The following is an 18,305-nucleotide window of genomic DNA, read 5'->3' on the forward strand; positions in this document are numbered from 1 at the left end:
GCCTCCGCCTTCTCCTTCTCCGCCGCTTCCTTGGCAGCCGCCTGCTCGGCCTTGGCCTCGGCCTTCTCCTTCTCCGCCGCCGCCTTGGCCTCGGCCTTCTCCTTCTCCGCCGCCGCCTTCTCGCGGTCCCGCTCGGCCTTGGCCTCCGCCTTCTCCTTCTCCGCCGCCGCCTTGGCCTCGGCCTTCTCCTTCTCCGCCGCCGCCTTGGCGGCCGCCGCTTCGGCCTCCGCCTTCTTCTTCTCGGCGGCGGCCTCTTCCTTGGCGGAGATCTCCGAGAGGGAGCGGTCGTCCTTGTCGGTGATGCTGGTGTCGAACGCCTTCTCGGCTTCCTTGAACGCCTTGTTGATGGCCACGATGGCCTCGGCGCCCTTCGTGCTGAGCCAGTCCTGCACGGACTGCTCCCACCGGCGCACCGCCTCGTCGGCGACCGCCTTCCACGTGGTCATGTCGCTCGGCTTGCCGTACGGCTTCCCGTCGATGACGATCTCGTTCCGGAAGCCGGGGGTCGACACCACGTAGTTGTGCCACGTGGTGTACGGCCCGGAGCCACTGGACACCGTCTCGAAGTCGGTTTTGTCGAACTGGTCGTCGATGAGGTTGTACCGGGCCTGCTCCAGCATGTCGTAGAGCCAGCGCTGCGGGTTGCTCTCGGCCCTCCACGCCACCCAGGCGTTGCGCAGGTTCTGCGCCTGCTCGAGGACCACACCCTGGGCCGCGGCCAGCGCCCGGGCCGGCTCGGACGTCACCGTCACCATGTCGATGGTGACCGCGGAGCCCCCGGTGCCCTTGCCGTCGATCTGGTCGGCGTACCCCTCGTAGTTCCGGGCCAGCTTGTGGATGAGCTCCTTGAAGATGGCGGCCGACGTGCCGTCCCAGGAGTCGCTGCCCTCTCCGATGTTCTCGGTGTCCCACGTGCCGATGGTGACCGCGCTGTCCTGGAAGAACTTGACGACCCGGTCGAACGCCTGGGCCGTCTTCGTGAAGGTGAGCAGGTCGACGTAGGTGCCGTCGCTCACCTTGATGCCGCGGTCCTCGAAACCATGGGTGGAGTAGGGCCACATCGTCAGCTGATCGAGGGCGGCCTTGGAACCGTAGATGTACTGGACCAGGGCGCTGGTGTCCCAGTCGAGCTTCTCGCCCTCGCTGTTCGAGCCGCCCTTGTCCATCAGGACCTTGCTCGTCTTCTCGAACTTCGCGATCACGTTCTCCCCGCTCGGGGGCGCGGCCGAGGGCGTGGCGAGGAAGGTGATGTACACGCGGTACCGGTAGAGGTGGCTGCCGTCGGAGACGTCCGTGCCGTTTCCGGCCGGCTGGTAGTACGGGATGGTGTAGTTGGTGTTGCGCGTGCCCCAACCACCCGAGGACAGGAAACCCGACGAATAACCCGGACCGCCCTCGTCCTCCACCCGGACGTGGATCATCGGGATGCCGTCGTTGCCCTTGAGGGTGTCGAACAACGTCTTCCGCTCCGGCAGAACGTAGCCGGTGAGCAGGTCGACCGCTTTCTTCCAGTAGTCGTCGTTGTTGTCCTTGGGGCTGGCCATCGCCGGACTCCGCTACTCTTCCTCTTCGTTTCCACCCGAATTGCCGAGGTCACTGTCGACATCCTCGAAGATGTCCATGAACTCGTCCGCGGTGATGTTCTCGAGGTTCTTCCCCTGGGCCTTGGCCAGCTCGTCGATCGTGTCCCACAGCGCCTGTTCGAGGTCCTCGAAGAGGACGGTCTGGTCCTCCAGGATGCGTTCGACCTCGCCCGCGCCCTGCTGGATCACCTTGTTCAGGGATCCCCCGCCGACCACGCTGTTCTCGTCGGCCATGGGGCCGAGGACGAGCGGCTTCGAGGACAGGATCGTCGTGGTCGAGATGCTGTCCGCGATGAACGAGATCGCCGGACCGGCGGTCGGGCTGTCCTTGAGGATGTTCTCCAGGGACGTCCGGAATCCATCGATCTGGTTGTTGATGAAATTCTTCAGGAACGTGCTGTCGAGGACCGTGACGGCCACGCGATCACCCTTCCGTCACCGGCCGGCCGTCAGCGGCTGCCGATCCTGATGTCGCCCCACCGCTGCGTCAGGTTCTGCTCCGTGTAACGGTAGCGGTGGGAGATCTCGGTGAGCAGACCGGAGTGGTTGGCGAGCAGGGTCTTGATGTTCTCGACGGCGTTGTCCCATTTCGCCTGGACCTCGCTGTAGACGTCCCGGTCGTCACCGATCCAGCTGTTGCGGAGTTCGGCCAGTTCCATCTCCAGGTTGGCCAGAATGCTCATGATCGCCTGGGACTGGCTGACCATGTCGTCGGCCGCGCCTTCGGCATGGTTGTAGTCGACGTAGATGTAGCCGTCGGAGAAGTCCATCAGAGTCCTCGATTCACCGGGAGAACGACGAGAGTTGAGGGGCGTGGGGGTCCGCCGGGGGCGCCGGGGATCAGTTCGACGACGTGTTGGTGCCGTTGAGCTCGTCGAACACCTGCGTGGAACGCGAGTACTCCGAGTCGATCGCGTCGCTGGTGGACCCCTGCACCAGCCCGTGCTCGGTGAGGGTGGTGTTGAGCTCGTCGACCATCCGGTCCAGGTTGATCAGGATGGTGTCGACGTGCTCGTCCCACTGCTCCAGCAGTTTCTTGTACTTTCCGCCGTCCACGCCCCCGTAATTCGCGGCGAGCGTGTGCGACGTGGTCTGGACGTCCTGCTGACAGCGCTGGACACCGGTGAAGGCCTGTTCCAGCGCCATGATCCCGTTGCGGGTCGCGCGCTCTTCGGACTGCTGCATGGCCATGAGAGAACTCCCTTTTCGGTGACACTCACCGGGCTGCGGCCCCCATGTCGCTCCGTGGGCAGACAGAACGTTCCTGCGATCACGGATGATTCGCCGGGGTCATGGGGTGGCCAGATGCTATGCAGGCCGCAACTTGTTTGGCAATTTCCTGCGGAACCACCGACTCCCCTCCCGGGAAGCTCATGTGAGCAATAACCCGGAATTCGCGCCGCTCAAGTGAGCGGCACGGTGAATTCAGCCGGACAGATCGGGCACCCGGCGCCGTCCGCCGGACACCGCCGGATGTCCGGTTCAACGCGCGGTGACCGGACGGACGCCAAGAATTCCCCTTCCGGACGATCACCGGCGGGGCCCGTCGTCCGCCCCTCCCGCCCGCTACCGCCCGGGGCACCGCAGCGTCACCCGCGCCTCGCCCTCGGCCGCCGCCTCGGGGGTCAGGTCCGGGCCGCTGGGCAGCATGGCCAGCATCGGGGACGGCATCGTCCGCGCCTCGACGCCCTCGTAGCCCAGCGCCTTCACCGCCTCCCGGGACAGCAGCCGGTACTTCACGCCCTCGTCCGTGACCAGGTACGTGGTGTCGCCCAGCGCGCTGCCGCTCGCGCTCAACGCCCGTACCAGCGCGCCCTTCCCGGCCCGTACGGCGATGGAGTCGACCTTCAGGCAGCCCGGTTCGACCTCGGGCGCCGGCGCCTGCACGGCCCCGGGCAGGGAGCTTCGGGGCAGCACCGACGCGCCCACCCGCACACCGGAGTCCGCGGAGTCGACCTCGGCGCAGGCCACCGAGCCGGTGGCGACGGCGACCGTCTTCGGCGGCGTCGCGGGCAGCCTCGCCGACTCCGCGCTCCGCGCGTCGGGGGCGAGGTGCCCGGCCAGGGTGTCCGCGCCGAGCGTCGCCACGGTCGCGGCGCCCCCGCCGTACGCCTTCTCCCGGGTGCGCGGGTCGCCCAGCAGGAGGGCGGCGCCGGTGTCGGTGAGGGGGACCAGGCCCTCCCGCGTGAGCAGGTGGTGGCGGGTGGCGGAGCCGGGCACGTCGACCTTGAAGAGCTGCCCGATCCTGGTGTCCCGCCCGGCCAGCTCGGGGCCCTTCTCGCCCCGGCCGGGTACGTCGGCGGGGGCCAGGTCGGGTCCCAGCGGGAAGGCGTCGAGGAACGCCGCGGAGACGGGACGCGGGGTGACGTCGCCGTACCCGAGGGCCTCGGCCGCCTTCGCCCGCCCGTCCAGCCGCAGCCGGCTGCCCCGCCACAGCAGGTACGCGGCGTCGTCGGGGCCGGTGACCAGCAGTCCCTCGTCCTCGCCCAGGCGCCTGCCGCCGGGCACGTCCTGCGGGGCGTCGGCGCCGAGGACGAGCGTGGTGGTCGCCGTGACGACGCCCGTCGTCCGCGGCAGGACGTCCGAGCACACCAGCCAGGGGCCCCGGTCCAGGTCACCCGTGCCCGGCAGCGCCTCGGGCCCGTCGGGGATGCCGACGGGTGTTCCGTGCGGGGTGCCGGCCAGCGAGGACGTGCCCACCGTGGTGACGCCGATCTCACCGCCGGTGACCAGCCGGGCCGACGCGTGGTTGCGCACCGGGCGCAGCCGTCCGTCCAGGTACAGGTAGCGCGCGCCGGTCTGCTTGTCGACGATCAGGTTCTCCCCCGAGCGCCACGAGTCGTTGCCGCCGGGCTTGATGAGTCCGAAGACGAAGGCGCCGGCGCACACCAGCACGGCGATGATCACGCCGATCGCGGCGCCGCGGTTGGTCCGGCCCAGCGGACTCTCCGGGGCGTCGGGCTCCGAGCGCAGCATCGCCGAGGCCAGTCGGCCCATGATGAAGAGGTGCGCCTGTACTTGGTCGCGCTTGCTGTGCATGTCGCCGTTCTCCCGGGTCAGCCGTTGATGCCGCGGAGCCGGCCGTAGACGCCCATCGACCAGAGCGTCAGCGGCAGGATGGCGAGGGCGGCGAGCGAGTGCAGCAGTTCGGCCGCGCGCCCCCAGTACGGGACGAGCCGCCGCCCGGGCACGGTCCACGAGGCGATGGTGATCGCGGCGGCCAGCCCCATCAGGCCGGCCGTCAGGGTCAGCCGGTCCGCCGGGGCGAGGGAGCGCGCGGAGACGAACAGCAGCAGGACCGTGCCCCAGGCCCCGGCGCAGGTCAGCGCCAGCCGCTGCCAGACGTTGCCCAGCCCCCGGCTGTGCAGCAGCAGGAGCAGGGAGAGGGCCACGACGGTGAGCACCTCGGCGAGGCCCGGCGCGGCCATGAGCGCCACCAGGCAGGGCAGGCAGACCAGGCCGATGGCGCCGTAGAGGGCGGTCATCCAGCCGTCCGCCAGCGCGGAGCGCGCGTCGACGTCCGAGGAGGAGTACGGGTCGATGCCCTGCTGCAACTGCTGGACGTTGGTCGGCAGGGGCGGCATCCGCATGCCGGCCAGCCGGAACGACAGCGACGGGACGAACCCGCCGAAGAGCACCACCACCACGGCCACCACGGCGGCCGCCTGCTGCGGCGCCAGGTCCAGGGTGATCAGGGCGGCGCCGAGCGCGCCCGCCGCCGCGACGCAGGCCGCGCCGACGAACAGCGCCGGGTACACCCCGACCGCCGCCAGGGCGAGCACCGCGCCCGCGCCGCCGGCCGCGGACGCCGCCAGCAGCCGGGCGCCGAGGACGGCCTCGCCGTCGGCGCCGCCCAGGTCACCGCCGGGCAGCAGCCAGCCCGCCAGGGCGAAGTAGGGGGCCGCCATGAGACCGAGCACCGAGCCGGCTCCGGCGTCCCCGACGGCACGGGAGGCGGAGCCCGCCCCGGCGATCAGCAGCAGTCCGGCGGCCGAGGCGGCGACGGCCCGCGTCCAGCCCGCCGTGCCCGGCATGGCCAGCAGCACGATGCCCAGCGTGAGGGTGGCCGCGGCCAGTCCGAGCAGCAACCGCCGGCCGGCCTGAGGACTCCAGCCGTGCGGCCTGCGGTCCATGCCGTCGGCGATGCCGTCGACCAGGTCGTCGATGTGCACCTCGGGCAACGCCTCGGTGCGCGGCCGCAGATGAAGCTCCTCTCCGTCCCGCAGACCGAGGGAGTCCAAGGTACTCTCGGGGTCGAGCGGTGGACCGCCGAGGCGCTGGAGCACCCAGCCTCCGTGCTCCAGGCCGGATTCCTCCAGGTCGTCCCCTCCGTAACCGATCACTGTGGGCAGCAGGTCGGCGACGGGGACGTCGGAGGGCACGGCCAGGTCGACGGTCCTGGCCGGAGCACGTACGGTGACGCGGCACAGGCTCGCCGTCTGAATGTCGGTCATGGGTTCGGGGTTCACACTTTCTGGCGGACCACGCGATACGCGGTGGCTGGAAGGTGGCAGCGGCACACCGGCCGGTCGCCGAACGCGACGGAGAAGTCGGACGGGGCATGCGCCGACGAGTTTGACCGTGTGCCGGGCTTTTCGCAACACCACTCCGGGAGTTCGGCTTCACGACACCTCCCGGTCATTTTCCCGACGCCGTCGCGCGGGACTCTGACCCTTTACGGACAAACCCGCGACGTTTCCGCGACGTTTACGCGGGGTTCCCCCGGAATTCCTTCAGAAATCGTTGAGGAGGACGTTCGTTGAGCGTGATCCTGTTCCGCCGCCCGGCCCGCCGCAAAGGGCCGGAAATGCCGTCGGGGGAACTGAGTCTCCAGGAGCCGCCCACGCTCCCGGAAGTCGTGCCGGACAGTTCCGCGGTGTGGACGTATCTGCCGATGGCGCTGATGTCGGTCTCCATGATGCTGATGTTCATGCGGCCGGGGATGAGCCAGGGCAGTGGCGGATTCATCTACATCGCGCTCGGTGTGATGGTGATCGCGTCGGCGGGCATGATGCTCGGTCAGGTCATGCGCCGCAACGGCGAACGCAAGCAGCGGATGAAGGGCGAGCGCCGCGACTACCTGCGCTACCTGCGGCAGACCCGGCGCCTGGTGCGGGCGTCCATCGTCGAGCAGCAGCGCGCCCTCGCCTGGCGCCATCCGGAACCCGACGCGCTGTCGTCGCTGGTGCGCAGCACCCGGCTGTGGGAGCGGCGGTCGTCGGACGAGGACTTCGCCGAGGTGCGGATGGGCGTGGGCGACCAGCGTCTCGCGATGAAACTGACGCCGCTGTCGACCAAGCCCGTCGAGGACCTGGAGCCGCTGAGCGCGCACGCGCTGCGCAGCTTCACCCGGGCCTACTCCACCGTCCGGGACCAGCCCATCGCGATCTACCTGCGGGCCTGGTCGAAGGTGCTGTTCCGCGGGGACGAGGAGCGGATACGCGCCCAGGTCCGGGCCCTGCTCGCGCAGTTGGCGGTGTTCCACTCCCCCGACGACCTGTGGATCGCGCTGTGCGTCTCGGACGAGCGGCGCGCGGAGTGGGAGTGGGCGAAGTGGCTGCCGCACAGCCTGCACCGGCACGAGGAGGACGGCGCCGGACCGGCCCGTCTGATCGCCTCGGCCTTCACCGAGCTGGAGAACCTGCTCGGCGCCGAGTTCCTGGAACGGCCGGGCGCCGACCCCGACGCGGTCCCGGGACGTGAGGAGCCGTACACGGTCGTCGTGATCGACGGCTGCACGGTGCCGGCCGGGCACCGCTTCGACGGGCACGGCTTCCGCAACGCGGTGGTGCTCGACCTCACCGGGGCGCTCGCCTGGAAGCCCGGCCGGACCACGCTGCGCCTGGAGGTGGACGAGGCCGGTGTCGCGCTGGTGCGCACCGACCGCGACCGCAAGGAGCAGTCCACGGTGCTCGGCCGGCCCGACCGGCTGGGCACGGCGGGCGCGCTCGCGCTCGCCCGGCTGCTGGCGCCGTACCGGATGAGCGTGGGCGGCGACGACTCCAGGCCGCTCGCCGACGACGTCGAGCTGACCTCGCTGCTGAACATCCCCGATCTGCACCGGCACGACCCGGCCACGCTGTGGGAGAAGGCGACCGGCAGTGCCCGGCTGCGGGTGCCGATCGCGGTGAGCGGTGAGGGCAGGCCGGTGGAGCTGGACATCAAGGAGTCCGCGCAGGGCGGCACCGGACCGCACGGCATGCTGATCGGCGCCACCGGCTCCGGCAAGAGCGAGCTGCTGCGCACGCTGGTGCTGGGACTGGCGCTGACCAACTCCTCCGAGACGCTGAACTTCGTCCTCGTCGACTTCAAGGGCGGCGCGACCTTCCTCGGCCTCGACGAGCTGCCGCACACCTCGGCGGTCATCACCAACCTCGCCGACGAGGTGGCGCTGGTGGCGCGGATGCAGGACGCCCTGCACGGGGAGCTGATCCGGCGGCAGGAGCTGCTGCGCGCCGCCGGGAACTACACCTCCGCGCTGGAGTACGAGAAGGCGCGGCAGTCCGGGACGCCGCTGCAGCCGCTGCCCAGCCTGTTCGTGGTGGTCGACGAGTTCAGCGAACTGCTCGCCTCGCACCGCGACTTCATGGAGCTGTTCGTGATGATCGGCCGGCTCGGGCGCAGTCTCGGGGTCCACCTGCTGCTGGCCTCGCAGCGGCTGGACGAGGGCCGCATGCACCAGCTGGAGAGCCACCTGTCGTACCGGATCGGTCTGCGGACGTTCTCCGCGATGGAGAGCCGGGGCGTGCTGGGCGTGCCGGACGCCTACGAGCTGCCCGCGCAGCCGGGTGCCGGGTTCCTCAAGAGCGGTGTCGACGCGCTGACCCGGTTCCGGGCCGCGTACGTCTCGGGGCCGTACCGGCGGCGGCGGGCCGTGGTGCAGGCGCAGGTGGCGCGTCAGGTGGTGCCGTGGACGGCGGAGTGGGTGGTGCCGCGCGCCCCCGCCGACCCCGATCCGGCGGGCGGGCCCGACGAGCCGGAGCCCGAGCCGGAGGGCGAGGGGGACGGCGGCGGGGAGACGCTGCTGTCGGTGGCGCTCGACCGGCTGCGCGGGGCGGGGCCGCCCGCGCACCAGGTGTGGCTGCCGCCGCTGGACCGGCCGGCCACCCTGGACCAGATCCTGCCCCCGCTCTCCCCCGATCCGCGCTACGGCCTGACCACGGCCGACTGGCCGTTGCGGGGACGGCTCACCGTGCCGGTCGGCGTCGTGGACCGGCCCTTCGACCAGTTGCGCGACCTGCTGACCGTGGACCTGTCGGCGGCCGGCGGCCACGTGGCCATCGCCGGGGGGCCGCAGAGCGGCAAGAGCACGCTGCTGCGGACCCTCATCACCGCGCTGGCGCTCACCCACACCCCGCGCGAGGTCCAGTTCTACTGCCTCGACTTCGGTGGCGGCACGCTGGCCTCACTGGACGGGCTGCCCCACATGAGCGGGGTCGCGGCGCGGGTGGACACCGAACGGGTGGGCCGTACGATCGCGGAGGTCACCACACTGCTCGCCCGGCGGGAGCGGTTCTTCCTGGAGCACGGCGTCGACTCCATGGCGACCTACCGCAAGCGGCGCGCGGCGGGCGAGTTCCCCGACGAGCCGCACGGGGACGTCTTCCTGGTCGTCGACGGCTGGGCGACCGTGCGCCAGGACTTCGACCGGCACATCGCCACGTTCAACGCGCTGGCCGCCCGCGGGCTCAACTACGGCGTCCACCTGATGGTCACCACCGCCCGCTGGGTGGAGCTGTCGTCCTCGGTGCGCGACCAGACCGGGACCCGGCTGGAGCTGCGGATGGGTGATCCGATGGACTCCCAGATCGACTCCCGGAAGGCGGCGACGGTCCCGCGCAGCGCGGGGCGGGGACTGACCCCGGACAAGCTGCACTACCTGTCGGCGCTGCCGCGCGTCGACGGGGTCGAGGACGCCGACGACCTCGCGGACGGGGTCGCGGGGCTGGTCGCCGCGATCGGCGAGAACTGGACGGGGCCCGCCGCGCCCCGGGTGCGGATGCTGCCTTCGACGCTGCCGGTGGAGGAGCTGCCGGAGCCGGAGGGCGAGAACGGGCTGCGGATCGCGATCGGTCTGGACGAGAACGAACTCGCGCCGGTGTGGCACGACTTCGCCGAGAACCCGCACCTGATCGTGGTGGGCGACACGGAGAGCGGCAAGACGAACCTGCTGAAGCTGGTCGCGCGCGGCATCACCGAGCGGTACACGCCGGCCGAGGCGCGGATCATGACGGTGGACTACCGGCGGGAGCTGGTGGAGAGCGTGCCGGAGGCGTACCGGCTGGGGCACGCGGTCTCCCTGGACATGCTGAGGGACCTGGTGGACGGGGCTGCGCGGGCGGTCAAGCAGCGGGTTCCGGGCGAGGACATCGCTCCGTCGCGGATGCGGTTGTGCGACTGGTGGCAGGGGCCTCGGCTGTTCATCCTGGTCGACGACTACGACATGGTGGGCGGCGGGCCGATGACGCAGCCGTTCGCCCCGCTCCTCGACCATCTGGCGCTGGGGCACGAGGTGGGGTTGCACCTGGTGGTGGCGCGGTCGTCGGCGGGGGCCGGGCGGGGGCTGAACGAGTCGTTGCTGCGGAGGCTGCAGGAGGTCAACACGCCCGGGCTGCTGATGTCGTGTCCGCCGAGCGAGGGGTATCTCTTCGGCAGCGTGAAGGGGCGGGAGCTGATTCCGGGGCGGGCGGTCCGGATCGCCCGGCGCAAGACCTTGCAGGTGCAGACGGGGCTCGTGGGGGGCGCGTCGTGAGGCGTCCGCGTCCGGGCCGGGATCCGCGGGGTGTGCGGGGTGAGTGCGGGGCGGGGGGTGATCGCGCGGCCCGGCGCTTGCGGGGCGCCTCCCCCGCTCCCGGCTCCGCTCGAGCGGGGGGACCCCCCTCGCCCGCCCTCCCCCACTCCCGGCTCCGTTCGAGCGGGGGGACCCTCCTCGCCCCGGGGGCACCTCCCAGGCCCTCTCGGGCTCCGGGGGAGGCACGACGGCCCGCGGGAGCGGTGGATGCGTTGCTAGGGGGTGGTCGGGGGGCGCCAGTTCCTGGCCCTGCCTCGGGGGACGACCGCGGCCAGGGCTGCCAGGAGGAGGACCGTCGTCAGGCCCACGGCCGCGATCGTCAGGGAGCGGGTGCGGGGGGCGGGGTCCGCGGGGGACGGCATGTGGGCGGGGGCGGGGGTCCGCGCGGAGGGTCGCGTCCGGTCCTGGATCAGGGACAGGGCGGCGTACGGGTCCAGGCGGGGGGTGTCCGAGGGGTAGGCGGTGTCGAGGAGACGGCGGGTGACCTCGGCCGCCGAGAGGCCGGGGTGGTAGGCGCGGGCGAGTGCGGCGGCGCCCGCGACGCCCGCGGCGGCCAGCGAGGCGCCGGAGCCGATGTAGTGGCCGGTGCCCCGGGGGCCGACGCTGACCATCTCGTCGCCGGGCGCGGACAGGTCGGGCTCGTGGGCGGGCGGCGCGTTCTTCTGCCGTACGCCGCCGGGGCCGAAGTCCACGACGGCGAGCGCGCCGGGCGCCGCGGCCGGCCAGTACGGGCCCCGGGGCAGCTCGCCGCCGGGTCCCTGCTCCTCGCGGGGCACGGCGTCCGGGGCGGCGGGGGCGACGACCAGCGCGTCGCGCCGGGTGGCGTGGGCGACGGCCGCGGTGAGTTCGGTCTTGCCGGTGCGCAGGGCCTGGCCGACGTAGATGACCTGCGCGCCGCGGTCCGCCGCCGTCCGGATGCCGGCGGCCACGCGTTCCACGGAGGGCACTCCCCGGTCGTCGGTGCCCGGCAGGGCGAGGATCTCCGCCCGTGGGGCGACCCCGGTGATGCCGCTGCCCTTCTCCGGTGCGGCGGCGATCAGGCCGGCGGCGAACGTGCCGTGGCCCACGCAGTCCTCGGCCGCCGCGCCCAGGGCCTCCACCCTGCCGGACAGGCTGGGGACGCCGGTGGAGACGCCGGTGTCGACCACCGCGACGGTCACGCCGTCGCCGCGCGAGATCCGCTGGGCCCGGGAGAGTCCGAGCGCCGTCTGCGACCACGCCGCTCCGGTGGCCGTCCGCCCGGAGGCCCCGGTGCACGGGCTGTCCTCGCCGAGCCGGACGGGCAGCGGGGGCAGCAGCGTGGCCCCCGGATCACCGGCACCGGGACTCCCCGGGAGAGCGGCCGGGGCGGCGGGGAGGGCGAAGGCCGGCCCGCCGACGGCCGGCAGGACCACGGCGATCGCCAGCACGCAGCCCACACCCCGGCTTTTCATGACATTCCGCATGAGCCGCATGATAGGCACACAAGATGTACGGCACACAACGCCAACTACCGCAGCAGCACAAGGAGGTTCGAGGCGTGGCACGTCAGATACTCACGGTCGGCCCGGAACGGTCGGACGGATTCCGGACGATCGGTGAGGCACTGGCCCAGGCCCGTACCGGGGCGGTGATCCGGGTCCGTCCCGGCCGCTACGCCGAGAACCTCGTCATCCGGCACCGGGTGACGATCGTCGGCGAGGGCGAGCCGGGCACCGTCGAGCTCTGCCCGCGGGACGGCACCGCCGTCACCCTCATGGCCGACGCCGTGATGCTCAGCGCCCTCACCCTCCGGGGCCGCGACAAGGAGGCCGCGGTCGTGGACGTGCCCGCCGGTCAGGCCGCCCTCGACGGGTGCACCGTGACCGGTGCCGGATGGACGGCGCTGCTGGTCCGCGGCAAGGGGTCGCTGGCCGCCCGCGGCTGCCGGATCGGCAACCCGGGCGGCGCCGGGCTCGTCGACTCCTCGGAGTCCGAGAGCGTCGTCGAGAATTGCGTGTTCGAGAACTTCGGCACCTCCGCGGTGGTCATCGGCGAGAGTGCCGGGCCCCTGGTCCGCGACTGCCGCATCCGCGGCGCGCGGGCCAACGGCGTCCTGGCGAGCGGCGAGGCCCGGGGCACCGTGGAGGGCTGCGACATCTCCGGCACCGACAAGCCCGCCATCGCCCTGGAGGGCCACAGCTCGACCCGGGTGCTGCGGTGCGTCGTGCACCACACCTCGGTGGGGCTGCTGGTGACCAGCATGTCCCGCCCGGAGATCGAGGAGACCTCCTTCGAGTCCCTCGCGCAGAGCGGCGTCGTCATCTCCGGCGGGGCCGACCCGGTGCTGCGCGGGTGCGTCACCCGGCGCACCGGGACCAGCGGGCTGCTCGTCCTGGACCGCTCGCGCGGCACCCTGGAGGGCTGCTCGTTCCACGGCTCCACCGAGGGCGCCGTGCGGGTCGTCGAGGGCAGCGCCCCGCTGCTGCGGGACACCGTGGTGAGCGACTGCGCCGACACCGCCGGGGCGGTGCAGCTCTGGGACGGCTCCATGGCCGAGTTCGAACGCCTGGAGGTCCTGGACGCGGCGGGGGTCGGCGTCTCGGTGCGCTCCGCCGCCGATCCCCTGCTGCGCCACGCCCGGATCACCGGTGCGGGCGGCCACGGCGTCGAGTTCACCGACGACGGCCGCGGCCGGCTCGAGCACTGCGCGGTCGAGTCCGCCGGCGGCTGCGCGCTGCACATCGACGACGACGCCGACCCCGAGATCAGCGACACCGTGCTGAACTCCGCCGCCCGCTCGGGCCTGCTCGTCGGCGAACGCGGCCGGGGCACCCTGCGGGACTGCGAGATCGTCGACAGCGCCGACGCCGGGGTCGGGGTGCGGGACGGCGCCGAGATCACCCTGGAGCGGGTCCGGGTGCACGGCTCGCGGGCCCACGGCGTCCAGGTGTCGCGCGGCGGCCGGGCCGTCCTCGACGCCTGCGAGATCACCGGCAGCACGGGCGACGGCGTACGGGTCGACAGCGCCGAGCCGGTCGACGTCACCCGGTGCGTCGTGCGCGACAACCGGGGCGCCGGACTGCGCCAGGGCCGGGCGGGCGAACGGCTCACGGTCGAGCTGCTGACCAGCGCGGACAACGGCCTGCCGGACAGCTGGGGCGAGTCCGCCGGGACGGCCGGCGAGGACGGCGCCCCGGGCGGGTCCGGCAAGGAGCCGGAACCCGAGGGCCCGCTGGCCGAACTGGAGGCGCTCACCGGCCTGGAGAACGTCAAGCACCAGGTGCGCACGCTGGTCAACCTGAACCAGCTCGCGGAGCGCCGGCGCCGGCTCGGCATGCCGGTCCCGTCGATGAGCCGGCACCTGGTCTTCGCGGGGCCGCCCGGCACCGGCAAGACCACCGTCGCCCGCCTCTACGGCAGCATCCTCGCGGACCTGGGCGTGCTCAGGAGCGGACACCTGGTCGAGGTCGCCCGCGCCGATCTCGTCGCGCAGGTCATCGGCGGTACGGCCATCAAGACCACCGAGGCGTTCACCAGCGCGCTGGGCGGGGTGCTGTTCATCGACGAGGCCTACACGCTCACCGTCGAGGGAACCTCCAACGACTTCGGCCGGGAGGCCGTCGACACCCTGCTGAAGCTGATGGAGGACCACCGCGACGACGTGGTCGTGGTGGCGGCCGGCTACTCCGAGCAGATGGAGTCGTTCCTCACCGCCAACCCGGGTCTCGCCTCCCGGTTCACCCGCACCATCGAGTTCGGCAACTACGCGGTGGAGGAACTGGTGACCATCACCGAGGGCCTCTGCCACCGGCACCAGTTCGAGCTCGGTCCGCTGACCCGGGAGGCCCTCACCGTGCGCTTCGAGCAGATGACGCGCGACGCGACCTTCGGCAACGGCCGTGCGGCCCGCGGCGTGTTCGAGGACATGGTGGACCGGCAGGCGTTCCGGCTCGCGGCCATGACCGACCCGGCGGAGAAGGACCTGACGCTGCTGCTGCCGCAGGACGTCGGCGACGCGGAGGCGGCGGCCGTCGGCGGCACGGCGCGGGACGCCGACGACGCGTCCGACCCGATGGCCGAACTCACCGCCATGGTGGGGCTCGCCGCGGTGAAGCGGGAGGTCGCCGACCTGGTCAGCCTGCTGACCAACGCCCGGCAGCGGATCGCCGCGGGGCTGCCCGCCCCCCGGATCAGCAACCACCTGGTCTTCAGCGGACCGCCCGGCACCGGCAAGACCACCGTCGCCCGGCTGTACGCCAGGCTCCTGCACTCGCTGGGGGTGCTGCCCCGCGACTCCCTGGTGGAGGTGGCGCGGGCGGACCTGGTGGGCCAGTACGTCGGTCACACCGCCCAGCGCACCAAGGACGTCTTCACCAGCGCGCTGGGCGGGGTGCTGTTCATCGACGAGGCCTACACCCTGACCCCCGAGGGGGCGTCCAACGACTTCGGCCGGGAGGCCGTCGACACCCTGCTGAAGCTGATGGAGGACCACCGCGACGAGATCGTGGTCGTCGTCGCCGGGTACACCGAGGAGATGGAGCGCTTCCTCGCCTCCAACCCCGGTCTGACCTCCCGGTTCTCCAAGTTCGTGACGTTCGAGGACTACAGCACGGACGAGCTGGTCACCATCGTGTCCCGGCACGCCGCCGCCTCCGGGTACGAGTGCGCCGACGCGACCGTCGAGGCGCTGCGCGCCCAGGTGGACGCCATCCCGCGCGACCGGTCCTTCGGCAACGCGCGGCTCGCCCGGCGGCTGCTGGAGACGATGATGACGAACCAGGCCCGCCGGCTGGGCGGGCTGCAGTCGCCCAGCCTCGCCGACCTCACCACCCTGCTGCCGGAGGACCTGCCCGTCCGGCAGGCCTCCCGGTGAGGACGGACGCCCGCCGGCCGGTGCCGGCGGGCGTCCGCCGCGCCGTCGCGTCCCTCAGAGGTTGAACTTGACGCTCTCCAGCCAGACGTTCGGCTCCAGCGACCCGCCGAACCTCCAGCCCTGGGACGACTCGCACAGGTAGGCGCCCCAGTCGTGCCCGCCGAGCTTGTGGTGGTGGCAGACGTTGCCGTCGTCGACGCCGATGGCGTAGCCGCTGAGGTTCGGCGCGTTCGGGGAGTCGCTGCCCAGCGTCAGATCCGTCGCGTCGGCCGCGCTCGACCACGCGGTCGTCCAGCCGTCCTTCTGGACGAACTCGTTGGCGGACACCTTCTTGGCGCCGACCACCGCGATGTTGATGGCCGTGATCGGCAGCCCCTTGCCCGACATGGCCCCGTCGCACCTCGGGTTCGTCCAGCCGGCACCCTTCCGGTGGACCCGGTAGCAGATGTGCCGGCCGGAATCCTCGGCGGCGAGCCGCCGGACGGCGTAGGCGGCGGTGTTCTCCGGGAGCCCGGGGGCCTCGCGCTTCGCGGTCCGGGGCTTTGCCTTCTCCGCCTTCTCCGCCTTCTCCGCCTTCTCCGTCGCCTTGGGCGACTCGCTGACCGGGGCCGCCGAGCCCACCACCGGGGGCGCCTTCTCGACGACGGATCTCGGCTTGGCGGACGGCTTCTTCGTCGAGGGCTCCGGCGTGGGCTCCGCCGGGGCGTAGTCGCCCTTCGGCACCTCCAGGGACTCCTCCTCGAGGAGCGTGTCGGACCCGGCGGCGACCGCCACGTCGTCCTTCTTCTTCTGCTGCGCGTCGTCCGTGGCCCAGATCAGCAGCGGCACGGCGAGGAGGACGACGCCCGCGATGCCGGCGGCGGCGAGCAGGGGCTTCTTCGGGTTCCCGGACGGCGGCCCGTCCGCTCCGGCGCCGGCGGCAGCGGCGGCGGCGGCGATTCCGCCGACCCCGCCGGCCTCGCCGGCTGCGGCGGCCGGGGCGGCCCGGACGGCGGTGGCCGGCTCGGCGGTGCTCCCGCTCTCCGCCTCCGGCCGCTGCGGTGCGGCGGACGCGTCGGGTGCGGCGGCCGTCGCGGCCGGTTCCCCGGCCGTGCCGCCCGTGGCGGCGGGCCGCCCGGCAGCGGCCTCGCTCCCGGCGGTGTCCGGGGCCGGCCGTGCCGTCCCCGCTCCCCCGGTGCCGCCCTCGGCCGGCTCCGGTGCGTCCGTACGCCGTGCGGCCGGCGCCAGCATCGGACCGGGGTCGGCCGCCGCCGTCCCGAGGGAGACGGCCCTGCGGACGGACGAACCGCCCGTGCCGTCGGGCCCGTCGGGGGGCGATTGGTTGCGCATTGCCATCGTTCTCCTTGAACTGTGGGCGTGATGGGTGGTGGTGCCTTCCCCGTCGCTCGCTATCCGTCCTGGCCCACGGGGCCGGAACAGCGTTCCGGCCACTGCGGACCGTCACCGACGCGGAAGCCCTTGGCCAGCGCCTCGTCGAGGTGCGTGAGGGCCTTGAGGTCCAGGCCGCTCAGTTCCTCCGACCCGTCCATGTAGGCGGTGGCGTTCCCGGGGAGCTCGCGCAGCAGCACGACGGAGGGGCCCGCGGGCGCGGTCCGCACCCCCAGCACCCGGAAGCCGGTCCCCGGCACGAAGACGATCTCCTCGTGCGTCTCCGTGGGACCGCCCGGCCGGTCGAGCAGTTGCCGTACCTTGCGTCCGGTGACGGACCAGATCGCGTAGCGCACGGGGGAGCCGGCGGGGAGCGCCGAGGCCCCGGTCAGGGCGCTGACCGGGGCGGGGTCGTGCAGCAGTGTGCCGACCGCCGGTTCGGGGCCGTCGGCGTCCCCGCCGCGCAGGGCCACGCCCCGGTAGGAGGGGAGCCGGCGCAGGGCGGACGCCAGGCAGCCGGCGTAGGGCAGCAGGCGTCCCCCGCCGGTGTGCAGGTCCCGGATCAGCTCGCGGTGGTGCAGCGGCCCCTCCCCGGCGGTGAGGTAGGCGTGCGCGGCGACGAGGTCGGTGCGTGCCGCCTCCAGCTCGTGACCGCGCAGGGCGGGCATCCGGGTGAGCACCCGGGACACGGCGGCGGCGTGCCCCTCCCAGGCGCCGGCCGCGGCGTCCCGGAACGCGGCGCGCTCGGCGGCCCCGCTGACGTGTCCGGGCACGAACGGGAGGGCGGCGCGGTCCGGGGCGGGCGCCGCACCGCTCCGCCCGCGCGGCCCCGTCCCCGCCCCGACGCGCCCGGCCCGGTCACCGTCCGGCGCCGGGTCGCTTCCCTCACCGGCGGTTCCGGGGCGCGACCCGGCCGAGGAGGCGGTCCGGGGCCCCGCGGCCCCCGGACCCGTCCCGCCGTCCGGCGCCGCACCCGGTCCGGAAGCCCTCCGCTCGCTCCCGCCGCCGTTCCCGGCCTGCGCGGACCGCTCCTGCGGACCGGACTGCGAGGACGCGGCGGGCACGGCCGCCCCGGGTCCCGTTCCCCCGGGGCCGGCGGCCCCGTCGGCCCCGTCGGCCGGAGGGGACTCCGACGGCGGTACGGGCCCGCCCCCCCGGAGGGGTTCCGGGGGCACGGGCCCCCCCGCACCGGCGGCCGGCCGGCCGGGGGCGTCCGCGTCCACGCGGACGTCCGGGCACGCGGCGGGCCCGGCGACCGGAGGACCGTTCACCTCGGCGGGCCCGCCGTCCCGGGGGGCGACCGGGGACCCGGCGGGCGGGGGCACCGGCGCCCCGGGCCCGGCGGCCCGCGGACCGTCGGCGGTCACACCGTCGGGGCGGGCCGCTCCGCCTCCGGACCCGGGGTCCGGCGGACCGCCCACCGCCGCACCGGTCCGCCGACGGGTCGCTCCGGCGCCGGGTCCGGAGGCCGGAAGGGCAGGGGTCGTGCCGGACCCCTGAACCACCCCGCCGGGTGCCGGAGCCCCGCCGGGCCCGGCGGCCGAGGGGCCGGCGACGGTCCCGCCGGGCCCCCGGCCCACCCCGGCGAGCGGCGGGGTCCGGACGGGCCCGGCGGCCCCCGGGCCACCGGTGCCCGTGCCGGGACCGTGGGCCGCGGCCGGCGCGGTGCGGGCGGGCCCGGCGGGCGGCGGACCGGCGTCGCCCGGGGCGGGCCGTGCGGGGCGGGTCG

Annotated in this window: 11 protein-coding genes; 2 read left to right on the forward strand and 9 right to left on the reverse strand. The window is 73.5% G+C overall.

Going from position 1 to position 18,305, the window contains the following annotated elements; genetic code table 11:
* The 6 genes from ABTY20_RS14850 to eccD all read right to left on the reverse strand — a co-directional run.
* Positions 1-1,544: AAWKG family protein (locus ABTY20_RS14850; RefSeq protein WP_351997399.1), on the reverse strand; the 1,544-nt coding region annotated here is incomplete at its 3' end.
* A 12-nt stretch (positions 1,545-1,556) separates the two neighbouring features.
* Positions 1,557-2,003 carry a type VII secretion system-associated protein gene (locus tag ABTY20_RS14855; RefSeq protein ID WP_351997400.1) on the reverse strand — a complete coding sequence of 149 codons (447 nt, stop codon included), beginning with the start codon at positions 2,001-2,003 and terminating at the stop codon, positions 1,557-1,559.
* Positions 2,004-2,032: 29 nt separating this feature from the next.
* Complete coding sequence (locus ABTY20_RS14860; protein ID WP_351997401.1) at positions 2,033-2,353, reverse strand: WXG100 family type VII secretion target; 321 nt, start codon at positions 2,351-2,353, stop codon at positions 2,033-2,035.
* 70 nt (positions 2,354-2,423) lie between these two features.
* A complete protein-coding gene (locus tag ABTY20_RS14865; protein ID WP_351997402.1) occupies positions 2,424-2,774 on the reverse strand; it encodes a hypothetical protein in 351 nt (116 codons plus the stop codon).
* A 375-nt stretch (positions 2,775-3,149) separates the two neighbouring features.
* Positions 3,150-4,622 carry a type VII secretion protein EccB gene (gene eccB, locus ABTY20_RS14870; RefSeq protein ID WP_351997403.1) on the reverse strand — a complete coding sequence of 491 codons (1,473 nt, stop codon included), beginning with the start codon at positions 4,620-4,622 and terminating at the stop codon, positions 3,150-3,152.
* Positions 4,623-4,639: 17 nt separating this feature from the next.
* Positions 4,640-6,037, reverse strand: a complete 1,398-nt coding sequence (eccD, locus tag ABTY20_RS14875; RefSeq protein WP_351997404.1) for a type VII secretion integral membrane protein EccD — start codon at positions 6,035-6,037, stop codon at positions 4,640-4,642.
* A gap of 311 nt (positions 6,038-6,348) precedes the next feature.
* Between eccD and eccCa the strand changes: the two genes are divergently transcribed.
* Entirely contained in the window at positions 6,349-10,335 is a 3,987-nt protein-coding gene (eccCa, locus tag ABTY20_RS14880) for a type VII secretion protein EccCa (RefSeq protein WP_351997409.1), read from the forward strand.
* 254 nt (positions 10,336-10,589) lie between these two features.
* On the opposite strand, the gene ABTY20_RS14885 is transcribed toward eccCa, so the two are convergent.
* The gene (locus ABTY20_RS14885) at positions 10,590-11,819 is read right to left on the reverse strand and encodes a S8 family serine peptidase (protein WP_351997405.1); all 1,230 of its coding nucleotides are present in this window, start codon (positions 11,817-11,819) and stop codon (positions 10,590-10,592) included.
* Between the two features lie 74 nt (positions 11,820-11,893).
* Here ABTY20_RS14885 and ABTY20_RS14890 point away from each other — a divergent pair, with 74 nt between their 5' ends.
* Positions 11,894-15,208 (forward strand): right-handed parallel beta-helix repeat-containing protein, encoded by a 3,315-nt coding sequence (locus ABTY20_RS14890; RefSeq protein WP_351997406.1) that lies wholly within the window; start codon positions 11,894-11,896, stop codon positions 15,206-15,208.
* Positions 15,209-15,262: 54 nt separating this feature from the next.
* On the opposite strand, the gene ABTY20_RS14895 is transcribed toward ABTY20_RS14890, so the two are convergent.
* A complete protein-coding gene (locus ABTY20_RS14895) occupies positions 15,263-16,537 on the reverse strand; it encodes a hypothetical protein (RefSeq protein ID WP_351997407.1) in 1,275 nt (424 codons plus the stop codon).
* Positions 16,538-16,596: 59 nt separating this feature from the next.
* Entirely contained in the window at positions 16,597-17,349 is a 753-nt protein-coding gene (locus ABTY20_RS14900; RefSeq protein ID WP_351997408.1) for a hypothetical protein, read from the reverse strand.
* Positions 17,350-18,305: the final 956 nt, after the last annotated feature.

The sequence above is a fragment of the Streptomyces sp. NPDC126497 genome, from assembly GCF_040302425.1.
Lineage (GTDB): Bacteria > Actinomycetota > Actinomycetes > Streptomycetales > Streptomycetaceae > Streptomyces.

What these genes read in the sequence shown, in the direction of transcription:
- ABTY20_RS14860 (WP_351997401.1), bottom strand. Translation starts at nt 2,353, where the DNA reads ATGGACTTCTCCGACGGCTACATCTACGTCGACTACAACCATGCCGAA.
- ABTY20_RS14865 (WP_351997402.1), bottom strand. Translation starts at nt 2,774, where the DNA reads ATGGCCATGCAGCAGTCCGAAGAGCGCGCGACCCGCAACGGGATCATG.
- eccB (WP_351997403.1), bottom strand. Translation starts at nt 4,622, where the DNA reads ATGCACAGCAAGCGCGACCAAGTACAGGCGCACCTCTTCATCATGGGC.
- eccD (WP_351997404.1), bottom strand. Translation starts at nt 6,037, where the DNA reads ATGACCGACATTCAGACGGCGAGCCTGTGCCGCGTCACCGTACGTGCT.
- ABTY20_RS14885 (WP_351997405.1), bottom strand. Translation starts at nt 11,819, where the DNA reads ATGCGGAATGTCATGAAAAGCCGGGGTGTGGGCTGCGTGCTGGCGATC.
- ABTY20_RS14895 (WP_351997407.1), bottom strand. Translation starts at nt 16,537, where the DNA reads ATGCGCAACCAATCGCCCCCCGACGGGCCCGACGGCACGGGCGGTTCG.